At 70.9% G+C, this 16,262-nt stretch carries 16 protein-coding genes; 10 read left to right on the forward strand and 6 right to left on the reverse strand.

Annotated elements, in window-relative coordinates:
• Positions 1–13: 13 nt before the first annotated feature.
• Genes ABNF93_RS16590 through ABNF93_RS16600 form a run of 3 tightly spaced genes read right to left on the reverse strand, consistent with a single transcriptional unit; the run spans position 14 to position 2,515 of the window.
• A complete protein-coding gene (locus ABNF93_RS16590; protein ID WP_349328973.1) occupies positions 14–376 on the reverse strand; it encodes a cupin domain-containing protein in 363 nt (120 codons plus the stop codon).
• A 46-nt stretch (positions 377–422) separates the two neighbouring features.
• On the reverse strand, positions 423–1,262 hold the full coding sequence (locus ABNF93_RS16595; RefSeq protein WP_349328974.1) for a phosphoenolpyruvate hydrolase family protein: 840 nt from the start codon (positions 1,260–1,262) through the stop codon (positions 423–425).
• The gene (locus tag ABNF93_RS16600; protein WP_349328975.1) at positions 1,259–2,515 is read right to left on the reverse strand and encodes a Tm-1-like ATP-binding domain-containing protein; all 1,257 of its coding nucleotides are present in this window, start codon (positions 2,513–2,515) and stop codon (positions 1,259–1,261) included. Before ABNF93_RS16600 ends, ABNF93_RS16595 begins: the two co-directional genes overlap by 4 nt.
• Before the next feature lie 65 nt (positions 2,516–2,580).
• On the opposite strand from ABNF93_RS16600, the gene ABNF93_RS16605 reads away from it, so the two are divergent.
• Both ABNF93_RS16605 and ABNF93_RS16610 read left to right on the forward strand, forming a co-directional pair.
• The gene (locus ABNF93_RS16605; protein ID WP_349328976.1) at positions 2,581–4,068 is read left to right on the forward strand and encodes an aminotransferase-like domain-containing protein; all 1,488 of its coding nucleotides are present in this window, start codon (positions 2,581–2,583) and stop codon (positions 4,066–4,068) included.
• Positions 4,065–4,544, forward strand: a complete 480-nt coding sequence (locus ABNF93_RS16610; protein WP_349328977.1) for a GNAT family N-acetyltransferase — start codon at positions 4,065–4,067, stop codon at positions 4,542–4,544. The genes ABNF93_RS16605 and ABNF93_RS16610 overlap by 4 nt, the downstream gene beginning before the upstream one ends.
• A gap of 44 nt (positions 4,545–4,588) precedes the next feature.
• On the opposite strand, the gene ABNF93_RS16615 is transcribed toward ABNF93_RS16610, so the two are convergent.
• Positions 4,589–4,753 (reverse strand): hypothetical protein, encoded by a 165-nt coding sequence (locus ABNF93_RS16615; RefSeq protein ID WP_349328978.1) that lies wholly within the window; start codon positions 4,751–4,753, stop codon positions 4,589–4,591.
• Positions 4,754–4,783: 30 nt separating this feature from the next.
• Positions 4,784–5,212 (reverse strand): protein-tyrosine phosphatase family protein, encoded by a 429-nt coding sequence (locus ABNF93_RS16620; protein ID WP_349328979.1) that lies wholly within the window; start codon positions 5,210–5,212, stop codon positions 4,784–4,786.
• Between the two features lie 144 nt (positions 5,213–5,356).
• Here ABNF93_RS16620 and ABNF93_RS16625 point away from each other — a divergent pair, with 144 nt between their 5' ends.
• The 3 genes from ABNF93_RS16625 to ABNF93_RS16635 are packed head-to-tail and all read left to right on the forward strand — an operon-like array spanning position 5,357 to position 7,990.
• A complete protein-coding gene (locus ABNF93_RS16625) occupies positions 5,357–6,259 on the forward strand; it encodes an aminoglycoside phosphotransferase family protein (protein WP_349328980.1) in 903 nt (300 codons plus the stop codon).
• Positions 6,260–6,296: 37 nt separating this feature from the next.
• Positions 6,297–7,517, forward strand: coding sequence for an SGNH/GDSL hydrolase family protein (locus tag ABNF93_RS16630; protein ID WP_349328981.1), 1,221 nt, complete (start codon positions 6,297–6,299; stop codon positions 7,515–7,517).
• A gap of 5 nt (positions 7,518–7,522) precedes the next feature.
• A complete protein-coding gene (locus tag ABNF93_RS16635; RefSeq protein ID WP_349328982.1) occupies positions 7,523–7,990 on the forward strand; it encodes an SRPBCC family protein in 468 nt (155 codons plus the stop codon).
• A 113-nt stretch (positions 7,991–8,103) separates the two neighbouring features.
• On the opposite strand, the gene ABNF93_RS16640 is transcribed toward ABNF93_RS16635, so the two are convergent.
• Positions 8,104–8,925: a class I SAM-dependent methyltransferase gene (locus ABNF93_RS16640; RefSeq protein WP_349328983.1), complete on the reverse strand. Its 822-nt coding sequence runs from the start codon at positions 8,923–8,925 to the stop codon at positions 8,104–8,106.
• A gap of 166 nt (positions 8,926–9,091) precedes the next feature.
• On the opposite strand from ABNF93_RS16640, the gene ABNF93_RS16645 reads away from it, so the two are divergent.
• The 5 genes from ABNF93_RS16645 (at position 9,092) to ABNF93_RS16665 (ending at position 16,259) form a co-directional block, all read left to right on the forward strand.
• Positions 9,092–10,618, forward strand: a complete 1,527-nt coding sequence (locus ABNF93_RS16645; protein ID WP_349328984.1) for a threonine/serine exporter family protein — start codon at positions 9,092–9,094, stop codon at positions 10,616–10,618.
• A 60-nt stretch (positions 10,619–10,678) separates the two neighbouring features.
• Positions 10,679–11,653 carry an aldo/keto reductase gene (locus ABNF93_RS16650; protein ID WP_349328985.1) on the forward strand — a complete coding sequence of 325 codons (975 nt, stop codon included), beginning with the start codon at positions 10,679–10,681 and terminating at the stop codon, positions 11,651–11,653.
• On the forward strand, positions 11,650–12,687 hold the full coding sequence (locus tag ABNF93_RS16655; protein WP_349328986.1) for an NAD(P)-dependent oxidoreductase: 1,038 nt from the start codon (positions 11,650–11,652) through the stop codon (positions 12,685–12,687). Before ABNF93_RS16650 ends, ABNF93_RS16655 begins: the two co-directional genes overlap by 4 nt.
• Before the next feature lie 264 nt (positions 12,688–12,951).
• Entirely contained in the window at positions 12,952–13,722 is a 771-nt protein-coding gene (locus ABNF93_RS16660; RefSeq protein WP_349328987.1) for a class I SAM-dependent methyltransferase, read from the forward strand.
• 236 nt (positions 13,723–13,958) lie between these two features.
• A complete protein-coding gene (locus ABNF93_RS16665) occupies positions 13,959–16,259 on the forward strand; it encodes a glycoside hydrolase family 9 protein (RefSeq protein ID WP_349328988.1) in 2,301 nt (766 codons plus the stop codon).
• The last annotated feature ends 3 nt before the right edge of the window (positions 16,260–16,262 follow it).

Genomic DNA, 16,262 nt, shown 5'->3' on the forward strand with positions numbered 1-16,262 from the left:
GGTTGGCTCACCCTCAATCCACGGTGACGACCTGGCGGTCCGCTGTGGAGAACGTGATCAGCAGCACTGCCCGGTCGTTCCCGATGTTCTCGGCGTTGTGGACTTCTCCCGTCGGAATCGAGATCGTGTCGCCCTCGGCCATCTCGACGTACTCGTCGCCGAGGCGGTGCCGGATCCTGCCGCGCAGGACGTGCAGCACCTCGTCGCAGTTCGGGTGGTAGTGCGGCGCGTTGGCCTGGCCGGGGTCGATCTGGCAGCGGCCGACGGTGAGCTTCCGCGAGTTGCCGAGCGCCTTGGACACGAACCAGTCGAGGCGTCCCCACGGATAGTCCTCGCTGGCGACGTCTCCTGCCCGGGTGATGCTGGCTTCCGTCATCGGCTCCTCTTTCGTCGTTCCGCTCGTTCGATCCGGTTCCGGCGGCTCAGCCGGTCGAGGGGTCGATGTCGACGAACGCCTTGATCTGCGCGGTGATCGCACGTTCGGTCGGCAACCGCTCCATCGACGAGGCGCCGTAGAAGCCGTCGACACCGGACGCCCGACGCAGGACGTACGCGGCGTCGTCGGGTTCTGCGACCGGTCCACCGTGGCACAGGACCAGCACGTCGTCCCGGACGTCGCGGGCGGCCTTCGCCCAGGCGGTGGCGAGCTCGACACAGTCGTCGAGGCTGCGCGCGGTCTCGGCACCGATAGCGCCGCCGGTGGTCAGGCCGAAGTGGCAGACCACGAGGTCCGCCCCGGCCTCGGCCATCGCGGCCGCGTCCTCGACGGAGAAGACGTACGGCGTGGTCAGCAGGTCGAAGCCACGCGCCCGGCGGATCATGTCGACCTCGAGCGCGTAGCTCATCCCGGTCTCTTCGAGGTTGGCGCGGAACACGCCGTCGATCAGCCCGACCGTCGGGAAGTTCTGGACGCCGGCGAAACCGAGCCGTGCCAGTTCGGGCAGGAACACGTCCGGGTCGTAGAACGGGTCGGTCCCGTTGACCCCCGCCAGCACCGGCGTGTGCCTAACGACCGGCAGTACCTCACGGGCCATCTCGACCACGACGTCGTTGGCATTGCCGTACGCCATCAACCCGGCGAGGGATCCGCGCCCTGCCATCCGGTAGCGGCCCGAGTTGTATATGACGATCAGGTCGATCCCACCGGCCTCCTCGCACTTGGCGGACAGGCCGGTGCCGGCGCCGCCGCCGATGATCGGCTGGCCGGCCGCGACCTTGGCACGCAGGCGGGTGAGGATGGACTCCCTGGTCAGCCGGCTCATGCCATTCCCCTCTTGCTCCCCGTGATGTAGGCGTCGAGCTTCTCGACCATCGCCGCCGCGAACGCCGGGTCGTTGACGTCGAGGTCCAGCTCGATCAGCTCGACCCGCGTACGGTCCAGCGTCGACCGGATCGCGTCGAAGAGTGCAGCATCGGCGTCGGCGTCGTGGAACGGCCCGCCCTCGCCGGCGATGGCCGAGATCCCCTTCAGCGGAAGGAAGACCGCGGCCGGTCCGGTGGTCGCGGACACCCGCGTCGCCAGCCGGGTCCCCAGCTCGGCACACTCCTGCGGCGTCGTACGCATCAACGTCACGCTCGGGTTGTGGACATAGAGGTTCCGGTCGGCGAACTTCTCCGGCACCGTCTCCTTCGGGCCGAAGTTCACCATGTCGAGCGCCCCGACCGACACCACCTGCGGCACCCCCGCGGCGCCGGCGGCGGTGAGCCGACCCAGACCCGCGGAGAACACCCCGCCCACGAGTTCGTCCGCGAGTTCGGTGGACGTGACGTCGAGGACGCCGGCCAGCCAGCCGTCGGCGGCGAGCCCTTCGAGCGTACGACCGCCGACGCCGGTCATGTGGAACACCAGCACCTCGTAGCCGCCCTTCTCGAGCAGCTCACGGGCGGCGGTGACGCACGGCGTCGTCACGCCGAACATGCTCGCCGCCACCAGTGGCCGCTCCGCGGCGACCGCGGGTTCCGGCGCGGTCACCATGCCGGCCAGGGCGGCCGCCGCGTTGGCGAGGATCCGCGCCGACAGTCGGTTGACGCCGGCGACGTCGGTCACGCTGGGGAAGAGCACGAGGTCGCTCTCGGCGACGTACGCCCGGGTGTCGCCGGAGGCGGCCGTCGAGACGATCACCTTCGGTACGCCGAGGGGTAGTCCGCGGAACGCCTGCGCGGCGATCGACGTCCCTCCGGTCCCGCCGAGGGCGAGCGCCCCCGCACAGGATCCCTGCTGGTGCAGGCGCCCCAGCACCTCGGCGGCGCCCCGCGCCATCGCGGTGACGGCCGCGCCGCGGTCCCGGGCTGCGGCGAGAGCGGCAAGATCCGCGCCACCCGCCGCGGCCACCTCGCTCGCCGGCACGTCCGCCGCGATCAGGTCGTCGGCCGAGCCTTCGCCGGCCGCCGGGCTCGCGAGCACTCCCGCGTCGACGACCACCACGTCGACACCGGCCTCGACAAGCCGGTCGCGGACGAAGGCGTACTCCGCACCTTTGGTGTCCAGAGTGCCCAGAAGTACGACGGTTGGCACCGGTCATCCCTCCTGCCTACCCGCTGGGGAGTGCAATTCCGTTCCGACTTGGCGATGATCGGGCGATGGCTACCAGCAGCACCAGATCCAATCCGGCGCCAGTGGTTTACTTCGGCGCGCCGCGGCTGATCCGGCTGCTGGACGGGTGGGCCGACCAGCCAGGCGGGCTGAGCACCAGACTCGCCGAGGCGCTGCGCCAACTGGTCCGCGCCGGCCAGCTGCCGGCCGGCACCCGCCTGCCGTCCGAACGCATCCTCGCGTCGGCCCTCGGACTCGGGCGGACGACGGTGGGTCAGGCGTTCGACACCCTACGCGCCGAGGGCATCCTGGTCAGCCGCACCGGCACGGGCACCTTCGTGTCGACCGCGGCCGGACACGCGAACGCCCGCGGGGACGACCGGCTCCGGTCGTTCGTCACCGACACGCTGGTCGCCGGCCCGCGGGGAACCCGACAGCTGAACGCCCGGATCGACCTCCGCAGCGCAGCACTCCCAGGGATCCCGATGGTCGCCGACGAGCTCGACCGGCTCTCCGCCGCGGACTTCGCCGGGACCCTGCCGTCGCACGGCTACGTCCCCCGTGGCCTTCCGGTCCTGCGTACCGCCGTCGCCAGCTACTACACCGCCCTCGGCCTGCGGACGGACCCCGGTCAGGTCCTCGTCACCTCGGGCGCCCAGCAGGCGATGCGGATCGTCGCCGAGACGCTCGTCGAGCCGGGCGGCACCGTCATCGTGGAGGAGCCGACGTTCCGCGGCGCGATCGAGGTTCTGCGCAGCGTCGGCGCCCACCTCGTCGGCGTACCCAGCGGGCGCGAAGGGGTCGACATCGACGCCCTCGCCGCCGCCGTACGCCGCCATCGGCCGGTGTTCGCCCTCCTGCAGTCGACCGTGCACAACCCCACCGGCTCGGTCCTGCCCGAACGGGCGCGGGCGGCAGTGGCCAGGCTGTCCGCCGAGGCCGGTCTCACGATCGTCGACGACGCGGCACCCACCGACGCCATCATCGACGGTCCACCGCCTCCCCCACTCGCGTCGTACGGCGGAGACGTGCTGACACTCGGCTCGGCGAGTAAGGGCTTCTGGGGCGGCCTGCGGGTCGGTTGGCTGCGTGCCGGCCGCGACCTCGTGGAACGCCTGGCGATCGTCAAGGGTGCCGAGGATCTCGGCACGTCCATCCCCGCGCAGATCGTGACCGCCCGGCTGCTCGACCGCGCCGCCGAGGCCCGCGCCCACCGCCGGGCCACCCTCGGATCCGCGCGGGACTTCGCCCTGCAGATCCTCGCGGAGGAACTGCCGGACTGGCGGTCGTACGTACCTGCCGGCGGCGCGTCGCTGTGGATCGAACTGCCCGCGGGCCACTCCGCGACGACGTTCGCCGAACGCGCGGGTCGGGCTGGTGTCGACGTCCTGGCCGGTCCGACGTTCAGCTGCGAGGACGCGCTCGACGGCTGGCTGCGGGTGGCGTTCGCCGCGCCGGAGGACGTCATCGCCGACGGACTACTCCGTCTCGCGGAGCTGTGGCACACCGGCAAGGACGAGGACCGCATGACATGACACCGCGACCGCGATTCCAGCTACGCCCGCTCGACCTCGGCGACGCGGGAGAACTGTTGACCCTCCAGCGCGCCGCGTTCGTCGGTGAGGCGCAACTCTACGACGACCCTCGGCTGCCTCCGCTGACCCAGACGCTCGCCGAACTGGAGGACGAGATCGTCAGCAGTAGCGGGATCGCAGCGACAGCGGGCACCCGCCTCGTCGGTGCCGTCCGCATGCGGCTACACATGGACGTCCTGTACATCAACCGGCTCGCCGTCGCGCCAGATCTGCAAGGGCAGGGAATCGGGACGGCGCTGCTGCGGGCGGCCGAGACCAGTGCGCCGGCGCACCGGGCGAGTCTGTTCACGGGCCACCTCAGTGCGGCGAACCTGCGCCTCTACCGCCGGCTCGGCTACGTCGAGACCAGGCGGGAGCGTGAGCCTGCGGTACCCGATCTCATTCACCTGACCAAGGACCTCGGTCCGGCCCCGTGACGACGACCCGGTGACGCCCGCCGACTGACGTCGGCCAGCTGACGTCAGTCGGCGGGGAGCTCGGCCCCGCAGCGGACGCAGTGGTCCGGGGGAGGCTGGTCCTCGATCATCGCGCCGCATTCCGGACACAACAGGTGAAGCCAGCACACCGGGTCCCCGCCCTCGCCGACGCCGGCGCGGCTCGTTCCGTCCGCAGGTTCGGAGGTCACAGGTTGATCCTCCCAGGTGGTCCAGCTGAGTCAGGGCAGCCGACGTAGCCAGCGGCGCTGCCACGGCGTCTCGACGGCGCGGCGGTGGTAGTGGGCGCGGACCCAGAAGACGGCCTGTGGTGCCGGGAGTCCGTCGAGGATGGCGAGGGCGGCCAAGGCGGTTCCGGTGCGGCCGACGCCGCCTCGGCAGGCGACCTCGACGCGTTCGCCGGCGTGTGCCCGTCGGAGAGCTTCGCGCAGGGCGTCGAGCGCGTCGGTACGGTCGGTGGGGATCCAGAAGTCGGGCCAGCGGATACGCCGATGTGGCCAGGCCGGCGCCGGTCCCCCGACCAGCAGCAGGGCGAAGTCGGCGGGTGTGATGGTGACGTCTCCCGCCCGCCGCCCGCGGACCTGACTACCGGTGGGGAGGGTCACCAGCCCGGTGTCGTCCAGCCAAGCGGAACTCGCGCGGTTGCCCACGCCCCATTCTGGCACCGGCGAGTGTGCGCAAACTGCAGGTCCGAGGGGTCCGACACCTACAGTTTGCGCACTTTGATCATGAAGCCAGCCTCGACAGCGGCGTGTGCCCGGCCTCCCGCGACTGGTCTGCCAGGATGGCTGGTCGTGATCAGCCTTCCGCCGTCGTTCTTCTCCTACACCCGCGTCTCGCGGGAGGGGGCGGCCGGCCGGGCATGGGCGGAGTCGCTCCCCGCGCTCGTCGACGAACTCTGCGTACGGTGGTCGCTGACGATCGACGGCGCGCCTATGCACGGCGCCAACGGGATCGCCGTGCCGGTGGTCCGACGCGACGGTGGGGCCGCCTGCGTCCTCAAGGTGGCCTGGCTCGACCAGGAGCTGCGGAACCAGGTCGTGGCGCTGGCACTGTGGGACGGCCACGGCATGGTCCGACTGCTCGACGCCTCCGTCGAGGACGGCGCGCTCCTGCTGGAACGACTCGACGCCTCCCGCTCGCTTCGTTCGCTGCCGCTCGAGGACTCGCTCACGGTGGCGGGCGAATTGCTCCGGCGACAAGCGGTTCCCGCCCCGGCCGACGCGGACCTGCCGCCCGTCGTCGGCGTCGCCGAGGCCTTCGTCGCATCGGCGGTCGAGCGTTCGGCAAAGTTGGGTGATCCGGTCCCGTCGGACGACCTCACCATGGCGGTCGGGCTGGCCCGCGAGCTGGCCTCCGCCACCGGGGACCTGCTGGTCAACCACGACCTGCATGACGAGAACATCCTGGCCGCCGAACGCGAACCCTGGTTGGCGATCGACCCGAGAGTCCTGGTCGGCGTGCCGGAGTACGGCATCGCCCAGCTGCTCTGGTGGCGACTCGACGACATGCCCGGCGACAAGGGCGTGCGGGACTGTCTCGACCTGATCGTGTCGGCCGCGGGGCTGGACGGCGAGCTCGCCCGGACGTGGACCCTCGTCCGGTCGGTCGACTACTGGCTGTGGGGGCTGGAAAATGGGCTCACCATCGACCCGGCCCGGTGCGCCCGCGTCGTCGAGACCCTGACGTCACCGTAGTCCTGGCGTCGCGCAAACCCCTGCCGAGGAGGAACGCATGACGAGCTTTGCCGACCAGGTGCACCGCTTCCTCGCCGAAGCCGTGGTGGACCGGGAGGAGGTCGACCGGTTCCTCGATCCGGACGAACCCAAGTGGGCGAGGTTCGACAGCGAACTGGGATATCTGCCGCATCCGTCCGAGGTGCAGGACGGCGTCGACGGTGCGGTGAGCACCTACCGGTACGGCGGGTTCGGCGAACGCCGGGTCATCAACGGCGCGGACCGACCCTGCCGGATCAACACCTACGGCGACAGTTTCACCCAGTGCCACCAGGTCAGTGACGGCGAGACCTGGCAGGAGTATCTCGCCGGGCACTTCGGTGAGCCGATCCGCAACTTCGGGGTCGGCGGGTTCGGCGTCCACCAGGCCTACCGTCGGCTGCGGCGGACAGAGGCCACGGACGCGGGTGCCGAGTACGTCGTGTTCAACATCTTCCTCGACGACCACTACCGCAGCCTGGACGCCTACCGGCGGCTGCGCGTCGGCCACGGCTGGTGGGAGATGCACCGCTCGCAGCGGACCAGCATGTTCCACGCGAACCCCTGGGTGCATGTGCGGTTCGACGGAGCGGGCCAGCTCGTCGAGCGGCCGAACTCCTGCCCTACGCCCGAATCCCTTTACCAGCTGTGCGATCGGGACTTCCTCATCGATTCGTACGACAACGACCTTGTGGTGCAGTTGCTCGTCGGGCAGCGGACCAGGGACTTCGACTTCCTCGCCCAGCACACCGAGACCGCCGCCGCCCTCGGGCTCTCCCTCGATCTCACCAGCGAGGCGGACCGGGAACGGGCGGCAACCGAGTTCTACGACCGCTGCGCGTTCCGTGCCTCGATCATCCTGCTCGACCGGATGCGGAGCGCGTTGGCCGAGCAGGGCAAGAAACTGCTTGTTCTGTTGAGCTATCCCGGTGATGCCGTCGCCGACGCGTGCGCGGGAAAGCCACGTCCCGACGCGGAGTTCGTCACCCTCCTCGACGACCTCGGGATCGCGTACGTCGACTCGCTGACCATGCACGTCGCGGACTATGCGGCGTACACGACAACGCCGGAGGAGTACATCGACCGGCACTACATCGACGGCGGCCACTACAGCCCCGCGGGCAACCACTACTTCGCCTTCGCGGTCAAGCCCGCCTTCGTGCGCTGGCTCCAGCCGCGGCCGCCTTCGTACGCGACCGATGCCTCCGCTCCCCCCGTCCGCGCCGAACACCTCGCGTGAACCCGATGAGCGACGACGTGCAGGCGAGCATCGAGATGGCCGCGGACCCTCGGGCCGTCTACGACATCGTGACCGACGTCGCCCAGCTCCCCCGGTGGGCGGCGGAGACGGTCTCCTGCCGGTGGCTCGACGGAGCTGACGGCCCGGTCGTCGGTGCGAGGTTCCGCGGTGTGAACCGGCATGGACCGCTGCGCTGGTGGACCACCTCGACCGTGACCGAGGCCCGACCGGGACGATGTTTCGCCTGGAAGGTGACTGCCCTGAGGTGGCCGATCGCCGAGTGGCGGTACGAGATCGAGCCGGCCGACGGTGGGTGCCGCGTCACCGAGCGGACGAGGAACCTCACCAATCCGTTCTTCCGGAGGATCGTCGGACCACTGGGCACAGGCGTCGCCAACCGTGCCGAGCACAACCGCCGCAACATGGAGAAGACGCTGCTGGCGTTGAAGGAGTACGTCGCGGCGTCGCCCTAGCCCGGACCTAGCCCGGTGTTCCGCGACCGGCGTCGGGCCGCACCCGGGGCCACGTCAGTCGGCGTAGGAACGAACGTGCCGCGTATGCGCCACCCGACCGGCGGCGCGTGCGCCTATCGGTGGGCGATGCCGAGGAAGTGCGAGCCCGAGCCGATGATGGTCGGCTCCTCCTCCGTCGTACGCAGGAACTCCAGGATCAACGCCCGCTTGCCGGCATCGGCCCAGTCGGCGTCGAAGGACCCCGTCCACATCGCGGGCCCCTCGACGGCGGCAATCTTGGTGTCGGCGAATCCGGCCGCCACCATCTCCGCCCTCAACTCGTCCGGATGGTGGAAGAAGCTGGTCGTGAAGTACCGCTTCTCGGTCGGGTTGCGGTGCTGCCCGTCGCGCAGGTCCTGCCGGATGATCTCCACGAAATCCGGGTCGTCGAGCAGGTCGGGAATCGCCAGGCCGCTCATCATCGACGCGAACCGGGAGATCGCCGCCGCGAAGACGACGCCGCCGGGCCGCAGGACCCGGTAGGCCTCCTCCAGCGCCCGCATCCGGTCTGCGCGTTCGGTCAGGTGGTAGAGCGGGCCGAGGATCAGGACGGCGTCGACGCTCGTGTCGGCGTGCCACAGCTCGCGCGCGTCACCGGTCGTCGCGCTGCCCAACCGATGGCTGGGCTGGGCGTCGGAGGCCGCGCGAGCCTGCTCGACATGGCCGGGCACAGGGTCGATCAGGTGCACGTCGTAGTCCCGCTTGGCCAGCCACAACGCGTGGACGCCGGCCGCACCCCCGACGTCGAGTACCAGCAACGGCGGCGGTGGCAGGTGCCGCAGGATCAGGTCCTGCGTACGAAGCCGTTCGAGCTCGCCGGCACCACCGGAGAGCCGGCCGGCCTCGCCACCCTTGTCGTAATACTGGAACATCTCCTGCGGTAGTCCGCTGTCCACTGCCTCTCCCTGTCTCAGGCCCCGACCCCACGCGAACCCTGGATTGTTCCGCAGCGCCCATGAACCCGCACCTGACTTGTCCGTGGTCGGCGTTCCGGGCGTGTTCCGGGACTGGGCGGGTGGGAAAGCTCTCAGATGTTCGTCCGTACGTACGGAGGTGAATCGCATGCCGGTGCTCGGCCAGAGCCAGGCGGACACGCCCGCCCGGCCCAAGCTGCGTACCCGACTGCGCCGCGCGGCCGGCGCCGTGCTCAGCCGGGAGGACCCCACTGACCAGCCCCCGCGACGTTCGCCGTACGTCGTGCGGATGCCGGACGGAGACTGCGGGCCCGACCTGCGACGGGCCCTCGACTTCCTGCTCCGGCTCGGCGAGCTGCTGCTGCGCAGCGGTGCGGGAGCGGTCGACGTCGAGGCGTCGATCGTCGCCTGCGCGTCCGCACTGGGGCTCCGCGGCGCCGAGGCCTCCGTCACCCACACCGAGGTGCTGGTCTCCGTCGCCTTCGGCGAGTCCGAGCTGCCGGTCACCGACTTGCGCAACGTCCGGGTCCGCGCCGTCGACCACAACCGCCTCGCCGCCCTGCACGAGATGGTGTTGGGACTGACCGAGGGCACGCTGACACCCGCGGAGGCGTACGTACGCCTGGACACCATCGTCCGGTCCGCGAAGCGTTATCCCCGATGGGTCGTCACCTGCGCATGGGGCGTGCTGGCGAGCGCGGTCGCGGTGCAGCTGGGCGGGGGTTGGCTCCTCGCGTTGATCACGTTCTGCGCGACGGTGGTCATCGACCGGATCGGCCGGCGTCTCGCCCGCCGCAACGTCCCCGACTTCTACCTGAACTTCGTCGGCGCCGCCATCGCGACCGCGGTGGCGGCCATCCTGACCGCCACCGGCGTCTCGGTGCAGCCGGCCCTGGTGGTCGCGGCCGGCGTGGTCCTGTTGCTGCCCGGCCTCGCGCTGTTGTCGTGCGTCCAGGACGCGTTGACGGGGTACGTCGTCACCGCCGCCGGCCGGGCGATGGAGGTGCTGATCCTCGCGGCAGGCATCACTGGCGGGGTGGCGATGGCGCTCGTCGTCGCCCGGGAGCTGGGCATCATCATGCCGGTACAGCCGCCTGCGCCGTTCACGGTGAGCGGGCTGCCGTACCGGTTCGCCTCGGCCGGGATCGTCGCGGCGGCCATGGCGGTCGGGGTGTACGCACCGCTCCGGCTGCTCCCCACCGCCTTCGGACTCGGCGGCGCCGGGTACACCGCGTTCCTGGCGCTCAACCAGGTCCTCACGTCGCCGTCGATGGCGCGGGCGCTCGTCGCCGTCGGGATCGGCGCGTGTGGCTACACGTTCGCGACGCGGCGGCGACTGCCGGCCCTCACCGTCGTACTCCCCGCGATCATCCCGATGCTGCCGGGCCTCACGATCTACAGCGCGATGCTGCAACTGACCCACGGTGACAGCATCAGCGGCGTCACGGGTCTCCTGCACGCGGCGACCGATGCGCTGGCGCTGGCGGCGGGCGTGATCCTCGGTGAGTTCCTCGGCCAGCCGCTGCGTCGAGAGCTCTCCCGGAGAGAACGCCGCTACGCCGGCCCCCGCATGGTGGGACCGCTCCGGGTGAGCTCACGCCGGGTGGGCTCACGCCGGATGAGCTCACGCCGGGTGCGCCGCGATCGGCCAGCCGGAGCCCGGTACGGGAGCTAGCTGACCAGTTCCAAGGGGGTAGGAAAGGATGGGAGTCCCCGACCTCGCAGGAGTATGACGATGACGAGCACCACCCGCACCCTCGGACGCAGCGGTCTCGCGGTCAGCCCGATCGGCTTCGGCTGTTGGGCGATCGGCGGTCCGGCGTTCCGCGACGGCAACCCGATCGGCTGGGGCAAGGTCGATGACGACGAGTCGGTCGCGGCGATCCATGCCGCGCTCGACGCGGGGGTGACGTTCTTCGACACCGCCAACATCTACGGCGCCGGGCACAGCGAGCGCGTGGTGGGGCGGGCGCTGGCCGGCAGGCGGGACGAGGTGGTCATCGCGACGAAGTTCGGCAACCTCTTCGACGAGGAGGCCAAGCGGGCCATCGGCCGGGACGCCTCGCCCGCCTCGATCCGCGAGCAGTGCGACGCGAGCCTGGCCCGGCTCGGAGTCGACGTGATCGACCTCTACCAGTTCCACATCGGTGACTACGACCCGGTGCAGGCCGAGACGGTGGTGGCGACGCTGGAGGAGCTGGTCGACGCGGGCAAGATCCGGTCGTTCGGGTGGAGTACGGACGACCCCGAGCGGGCGGGGGTCTTCGCCCGCAGCCAGCACTGTGCCGCGATCCAGCTGCACGCCAACGTGATCGACGACAACCCCGCCATGGTCGACTTGCTCGAGTCCGCCGGGCTCGCCGGCATCAACCGCGGTCCCCTCGCGATGGGCGCGCTCACCGGGAAGTTCTCCCGCGAGACGACGTTCGCCGCCGACGACGTACGCCGGCGCTTCGACTTCTCCGGCAAGGAGGGGCGCACGCTCGACGCCCTCGACCGCATCCGCGACATCCTCACCTCCGGTGGCCGCACCCTCGCGCAGGGCGCGCTCGGCTGGCTCCTCGCCCGCAGTCCGGCGTTCGTGCCCATCCCCGGGATCCGGACGGTGGCGCAGGCCCAGGACAACGCCGGCGCGATCGCACACGGTCCGCTGGGTGCGCAGGAGATAGCCGAGATCGACCAGATCCTGAAGCAGCTCGGCCTGCGGTGACAGCGCCAGTGCTCGGGGAGTCCGCGCGCGACGTCCTCGTCTCGCACGCCAGCTTCGACGGCCACTGGCCCTGGGTGGCCGAGGCGTTCCGCCTCCAGTGGCCGCCCGGCCAGTGCCCGTTGGAGTGCGTACGCCTGGATGTCGACGACGCCCGGCCGGTGCACGAGGCCATCCGCGATCCCGCGTCCGTGCACCGGTTGGTCGTCCTGGGGGCGCCGTTCACGCCGGAGTCGGTCGAGGCGTTCGCGGGCCTACGCGAGGCCGCCCTGCTCGATGCGTACGGCGAGAACGCCGAACCGGCCGAGCTGCTGCGCGCCCGTGGAGTCGAGGTCCACCGCCACGAGAGCGAAGGCTTCTGGGGCCAGTCGGTCGCGGAGTTCGGGCTCGCGCTGACGCTGTGCGGGCTGCGGCGGATACCGCAGCTGCACCACGAGATGCTCACCGACCTGGCGCCGTGGGACTACTCGCCCGCCGACGGCGTGCCGCGGCCGGGTGGGCGCGGTGGCCAGTACGGCGACGACCCGCGGTTCACAGCCGGCACCGTGGCGGGCGCGCGGGTGCGGGTCGTGGGTGCGGGCAACATCGCGAGCCGCTACGCCGGCTTCGTGTCGACGCTGGGTGCCGACGTCGCCGCGTGGGATCCGTACGCCAGCGAGCCCTGTTTCCACCGCTCCGGCGCCCGCCGCGAGCACCACCTCGACCGGCTCGTGCGGGACGCGGAGATCTTCGTGCCGATGGTGCCGTTGCTGCCGTCGACCGAGGGGCTCGTCACCGCCGACCACATCGACGCCCTGCCGGCGGGCTGTCTCGTCGTGCTCGTGACGCGCGCGCTGATCTGTGACATGGCGGCCATCCGCCGGCGGGTCCTCGCGGACGAGATCGCCCTGGCGGCCGACGTGTGGGACGTCGAGCCGCTGCCGCTGTCCGATCCGCTGCTCGGCCGGCACAACGTCGTCCACACGCCCCACAACGCCGGCCGGACGAAGCAGGCAAACGAGGCGTTCGCCCGCGCGATCCTCGCCAAGTTCCGCTGACCCGCCCGCGATCCGGCCATCCAGAAGTACGACGTCGACACCCTGCCGGTGTGACGAAGGCCGCCGCGCCGAAAGCCGATTGCCGGGACGCCTGCCGGACCCTTAGGTTGCCAGGCGTGCGAGATAGCGGCTGATCCGTACCCCCGTGGCTCTGGCCCTGTGCCGCCACGTGGGGGCAGCCGCATGCCCGTCGGCCCCTGTGCGTGACCGCTCCGCGCTCGCCGATCCCCTCGCACATATCTCCACCAGAACAGGTGATCACCCATGGAACCGTACGAACAACTCGTGGCCGAAGCACTCGCCGCGCCCTTCGAGGGCTGGGACTTCAGCTGGCTGCGGGACCGCACGACGGGCGAGGACCTGTCGTGGTCCTACCCGGATCTCGCTCGCGCCGCCGTCGCCGACGCGGCTCGGCTGCTCGACATCGACACCGGCGGCGGGGAGCAGTTGGCCGGGCTGCGCCCCCTGCCGGCGTTCACGGTCGCCCTCGAAGGGTGGGCGCCCAACCTCGCCGTCGCGCGGCGACGGTTGGAACCGCTCGGCGTCGAGGTACGCCAGACCACCGACGACGGCCGGCTTCCCGTCGCCGACGGCGAGTTCGACCTCGTACTCAACCGGCACGGCTGGCTCGACGCCGCCGAGACGTGGCGCGCTCTCGCACCAGGTGGTGTGTTCCTCACCCAGCAGGTCGGCAGCCGCAACGGCGCCGAGATCAACGCCGCGCTCGGCGCGCCGCCCTCGATCGACTTAGACGCGGAAACCTGCGACCTCGCCGTCGCTGCGCTGCGCGCACAGGGCTTCAGGGTGGACGAGGCGCGGGAGGAGATGCCGGCCTACGTCTTCGGCGACATCGGGGCCGTCGTCTACCAGCTGCGGGCGGTGCCGTGGACGATCGACGACTTCGACGTACGCACGTATGACGTGGCACTACGCCGGCTCGACGCACGCATCCGCGAGACGGGTGAATTCGTCACGCACGACCACCGGTACCTCATCCGGGCGACGAAGCCCCGCGCGGGAGACAGCGTCGACTGACGTGCCGCGACCATGATCATGCGCGGAAACCTGGGCGTCTCGATGCCGGCAAACGCCCGGTTTGTCGCGCATGATCATGCACCTCCGGCCGGACCAGGACGGAATTGACACCCCGGAGCCAGGCTGCCACCATCAGCGACGGCGCGAGCGTCCCCCTCAGCGGACACCGCTCGCGCCACGCTGTGACGACGGGGGATGCGGACCGCAAAGGACGCTTGCATGACCCGAGTAACTTCATGATCGGTGCAACCAGGCGGTACGCCGCCGTCCTGCTGGCCTGCGCCCTCCCCCTGACCGCCATGGCCGGCTCGACCAGCGCCGCGGGAGCGGCCGAGGCCCCCACGACGACCAAGGCAGCCACGGCTGCTGAGGGCGCCGAACAGGTCGAGAACGGCGGTTTCGACGACGGCACCGACCCGTGGTGGTGGACCGGAAACGCCTCGGCGGAGATCGTCGACGGCCGCCTGTGCACCACCGTCCCCGGCGGCACCGCCAACCCGTGGGACGTCATCGTCGGGCAGAACGGCATCGCCCTGGAGGACGGCGCGTCGTACGCCCTGTCGTTCACCGCGTCCGCCAGCTCGCCCGTCACCGTGCGGACCAATGTCCAGCTCGCCGACCCGCCCTACACCGCCGAACTCTCCGAACCGGTGGAGCTGACCGGCGAGGCCGGGTCGTACACCTACGAGTTCACGTCCGGGACCGAGACCACGGCCGGTAGCGTCCAACTACAGGTCGGCGGAGCGGCTGAGCCGTGGACGTTCTGCCTGGACGACGTTTCGCTGCGGGGTGGGGGAGAACCGCCGGTGTATGTGCCTGACACGGGCCCGCGGGTGCGGGTGAACCAGGTCGGATATCTGCCGCACGGCCCTAAGAACGCCACGGTGGTGACCGACGCGACGGACGCACTCCCCTGGCAGCTTCGCGACGCCGGCGGCCGCACTGTCGCCGAGGGATCGTCCACCCCGCGCGGTGTCGACGCGGCGTCCGAGCAGAACGTCGCGACGATCGACTTCAGCTCCTACCGCGGCCGCGGCTCCGGCTACACGCTGACCGTGGACGGCGAGACGAGCTATCCGTTCGTCATCACTGATTCGGCGTACGAAAAACTGCGGTCGGACTCCCTGCAGTTCTTCTACATCCAGCGCAGCGGCATCCCGATTGACGGCGCGCTCGTCGGCGAGGAGTACACCCGGCCGGCGGGCCACGTCGGCATCCCACCCAACCAGGGCGACACCGACGTGCCCTGCCAGGACGGGGTCTGCGACTACACGCTCGACGTGCACGGCGGGTGGTACGACGCGGGCGATCACGGCAAGTACGTCGTCAACGGCGGGATCGCCGCCCACCAGCTGCTCAGCACCTGGGAACGCGCCACGCACGCGGCCACCGGCAGGACCGAGCCGCTCGACGACGGCCGGCTGCGGGTGCCGGAACGCGGCAACGGTGTGCCCGACATCCTCGACGAGGCGCGGTGGGAGGTGGAGTTCCTGCTGCGGATGCAGGTCCCGTCCGGGCAGCCGCTGGCCGGCATGGCCCACCACAAGATGCACGACCAGAACTGGACCGGCCTGCCGATGCAGCCCGAAGCCGACCCGCAGCTGCGTGAGCTGCACCCGCCGTCGACGGCCGCCACGCTGAACCTCGCCGCCGCGGCCGCGCAGTGTGCCCGGGTGTTCAAGCCGTACGACCGGGAGTTCGCGGGTCGCTGCCTCGGCGCCGCGAAGGCGGCGTGGGCGGCCGCGAAGGCGCACCCGGACGTCTACGCCGATGACGCCGACACCAACGGCGGCGGTGCGTACGGCGACCCGAACGTGGACGACGAGTTCTACTGGGCGGCGGTGGAGCTGTACCTCACCACCGGTGAGCCGTCCTTCCACAAGGCCGTGCTGTCCTCGCCGATGCACGACGCCGACGTGTTCTCGGCCGGCGGTTTCAGCTGGGGGTCGGTGGGGGCGCTCGGGCGCCTCGAGCTGGCGACGGTGCCCAGCCGGCTGCCCACCGACCAGCGGCGCGAGGTCCACGACTCCGTCGTCGCGGCCGCCGACCGCTACCTCGACACGCTGCACGGGCAGGCGTACGGGCTGCCGTTGCCGGGCCGCGCCGAGTTCTACAACTGGGGCTCGAACAGCGGCATCCTCAACAACGTCGTCGTGTTGGCGACGGCGTACGACCTCACCGGCCGGACGGACTACCGCGACGGTGCGGTGCAGGGCGTCGACTACATCTTCGGCCGGAACGCGCTGAACCACTCCTACGTCACCGACTACGGCACAAAGTCTCCGCAGAACCAGCACTCCCGGATCTTCGGCCATCAGCTCGACCCGAACACACCGAAGCCACCGGCCGGATCGCTCGCGGGCGGGGCGAACGCGGCGTTGCAGGACCCGTTCGCGGCGGAGCTGCTCGCCGGCTGTGCACCACAGTTCTGCTACGTGGACCACATCGAGTCCTACGCCACCAACGAGGTGGCGATCAACTGGAACTCCGCACTCGCGTGGGTGGCGTCGTTCCTCGCCGACCAGAGCGGTACCTAGCCC

It is taken from the genome of Actinopolymorpha sp. B9G3, assembly GCF_040120725.1.
Taxonomy (GTDB): Bacteria; Actinomycetota; Actinomycetes; order Propionibacteriales; family Actinopolymorphaceae; genus Thermasporomyces.

Bases quoted from the DNA above. Each gene is read 5' to 3' on its own strand.
- ABNF93_RS16590 (WP_349328973.1), bottom strand. From the start codon at position 376: ATGACGGAAGCCAGCATCACCCGGGCAGGAGACGTCGCCAGCGAGGAC.
- ABNF93_RS16595 (WP_349328974.1), bottom strand. From the start codon at position 1,262: ATGAGCCGGCTGACCAGGGAGTCCATCCTCACCCGCCTGCGTGCCAAG.
- ABNF93_RS16605 (WP_349328976.1), top strand. From the start codon at position 2,581: ATGGCTACCAGCAGCACCAGATCCAATCCGGCGCCAGTGGTTTACTTC.
- ABNF93_RS16610 (WP_349328977.1), top strand. From the start codon at position 4,065: ATGACACCGCGACCGCGATTCCAGCTACGCCCGCTCGACCTCGGCGAC.
- ABNF93_RS16630 (WP_349328981.1), top strand. From the start codon at position 6,297: ATGACGAGCTTTGCCGACCAGGTGCACCGCTTCCTCGCCGAAGCCGTG.
- ABNF93_RS16635 (WP_349328982.1), top strand. From the start codon at position 7,523: ATGAGCGACGACGTGCAGGCGAGCATCGAGATGGCCGCGGACCCTCGG.
- ABNF93_RS16645 (WP_349328984.1), top strand. From the start codon at position 9,092: ATGCCGGTGCTCGGCCAGAGCCAGGCGGACACGCCCGCCCGGCCCAAG.
- ABNF93_RS16650 (WP_349328985.1), top strand. From the start codon at position 10,679: ATGACGAGCACCACCCGCACCCTCGGACGCAGCGGTCTCGCGGTCAGC.
- ABNF93_RS16660 (WP_349328987.1), top strand. From the start codon at position 12,952: ATGGAACCGTACGAACAACTCGTGGCCGAAGCACTCGCCGCGCCCTTC.
- ABNF93_RS16665 (WP_349328988.1), top strand. From the start codon at position 13,959: ATGATCGGTGCAACCAGGCGGTACGCCGCCGTCCTGCTGGCCTGCGCC.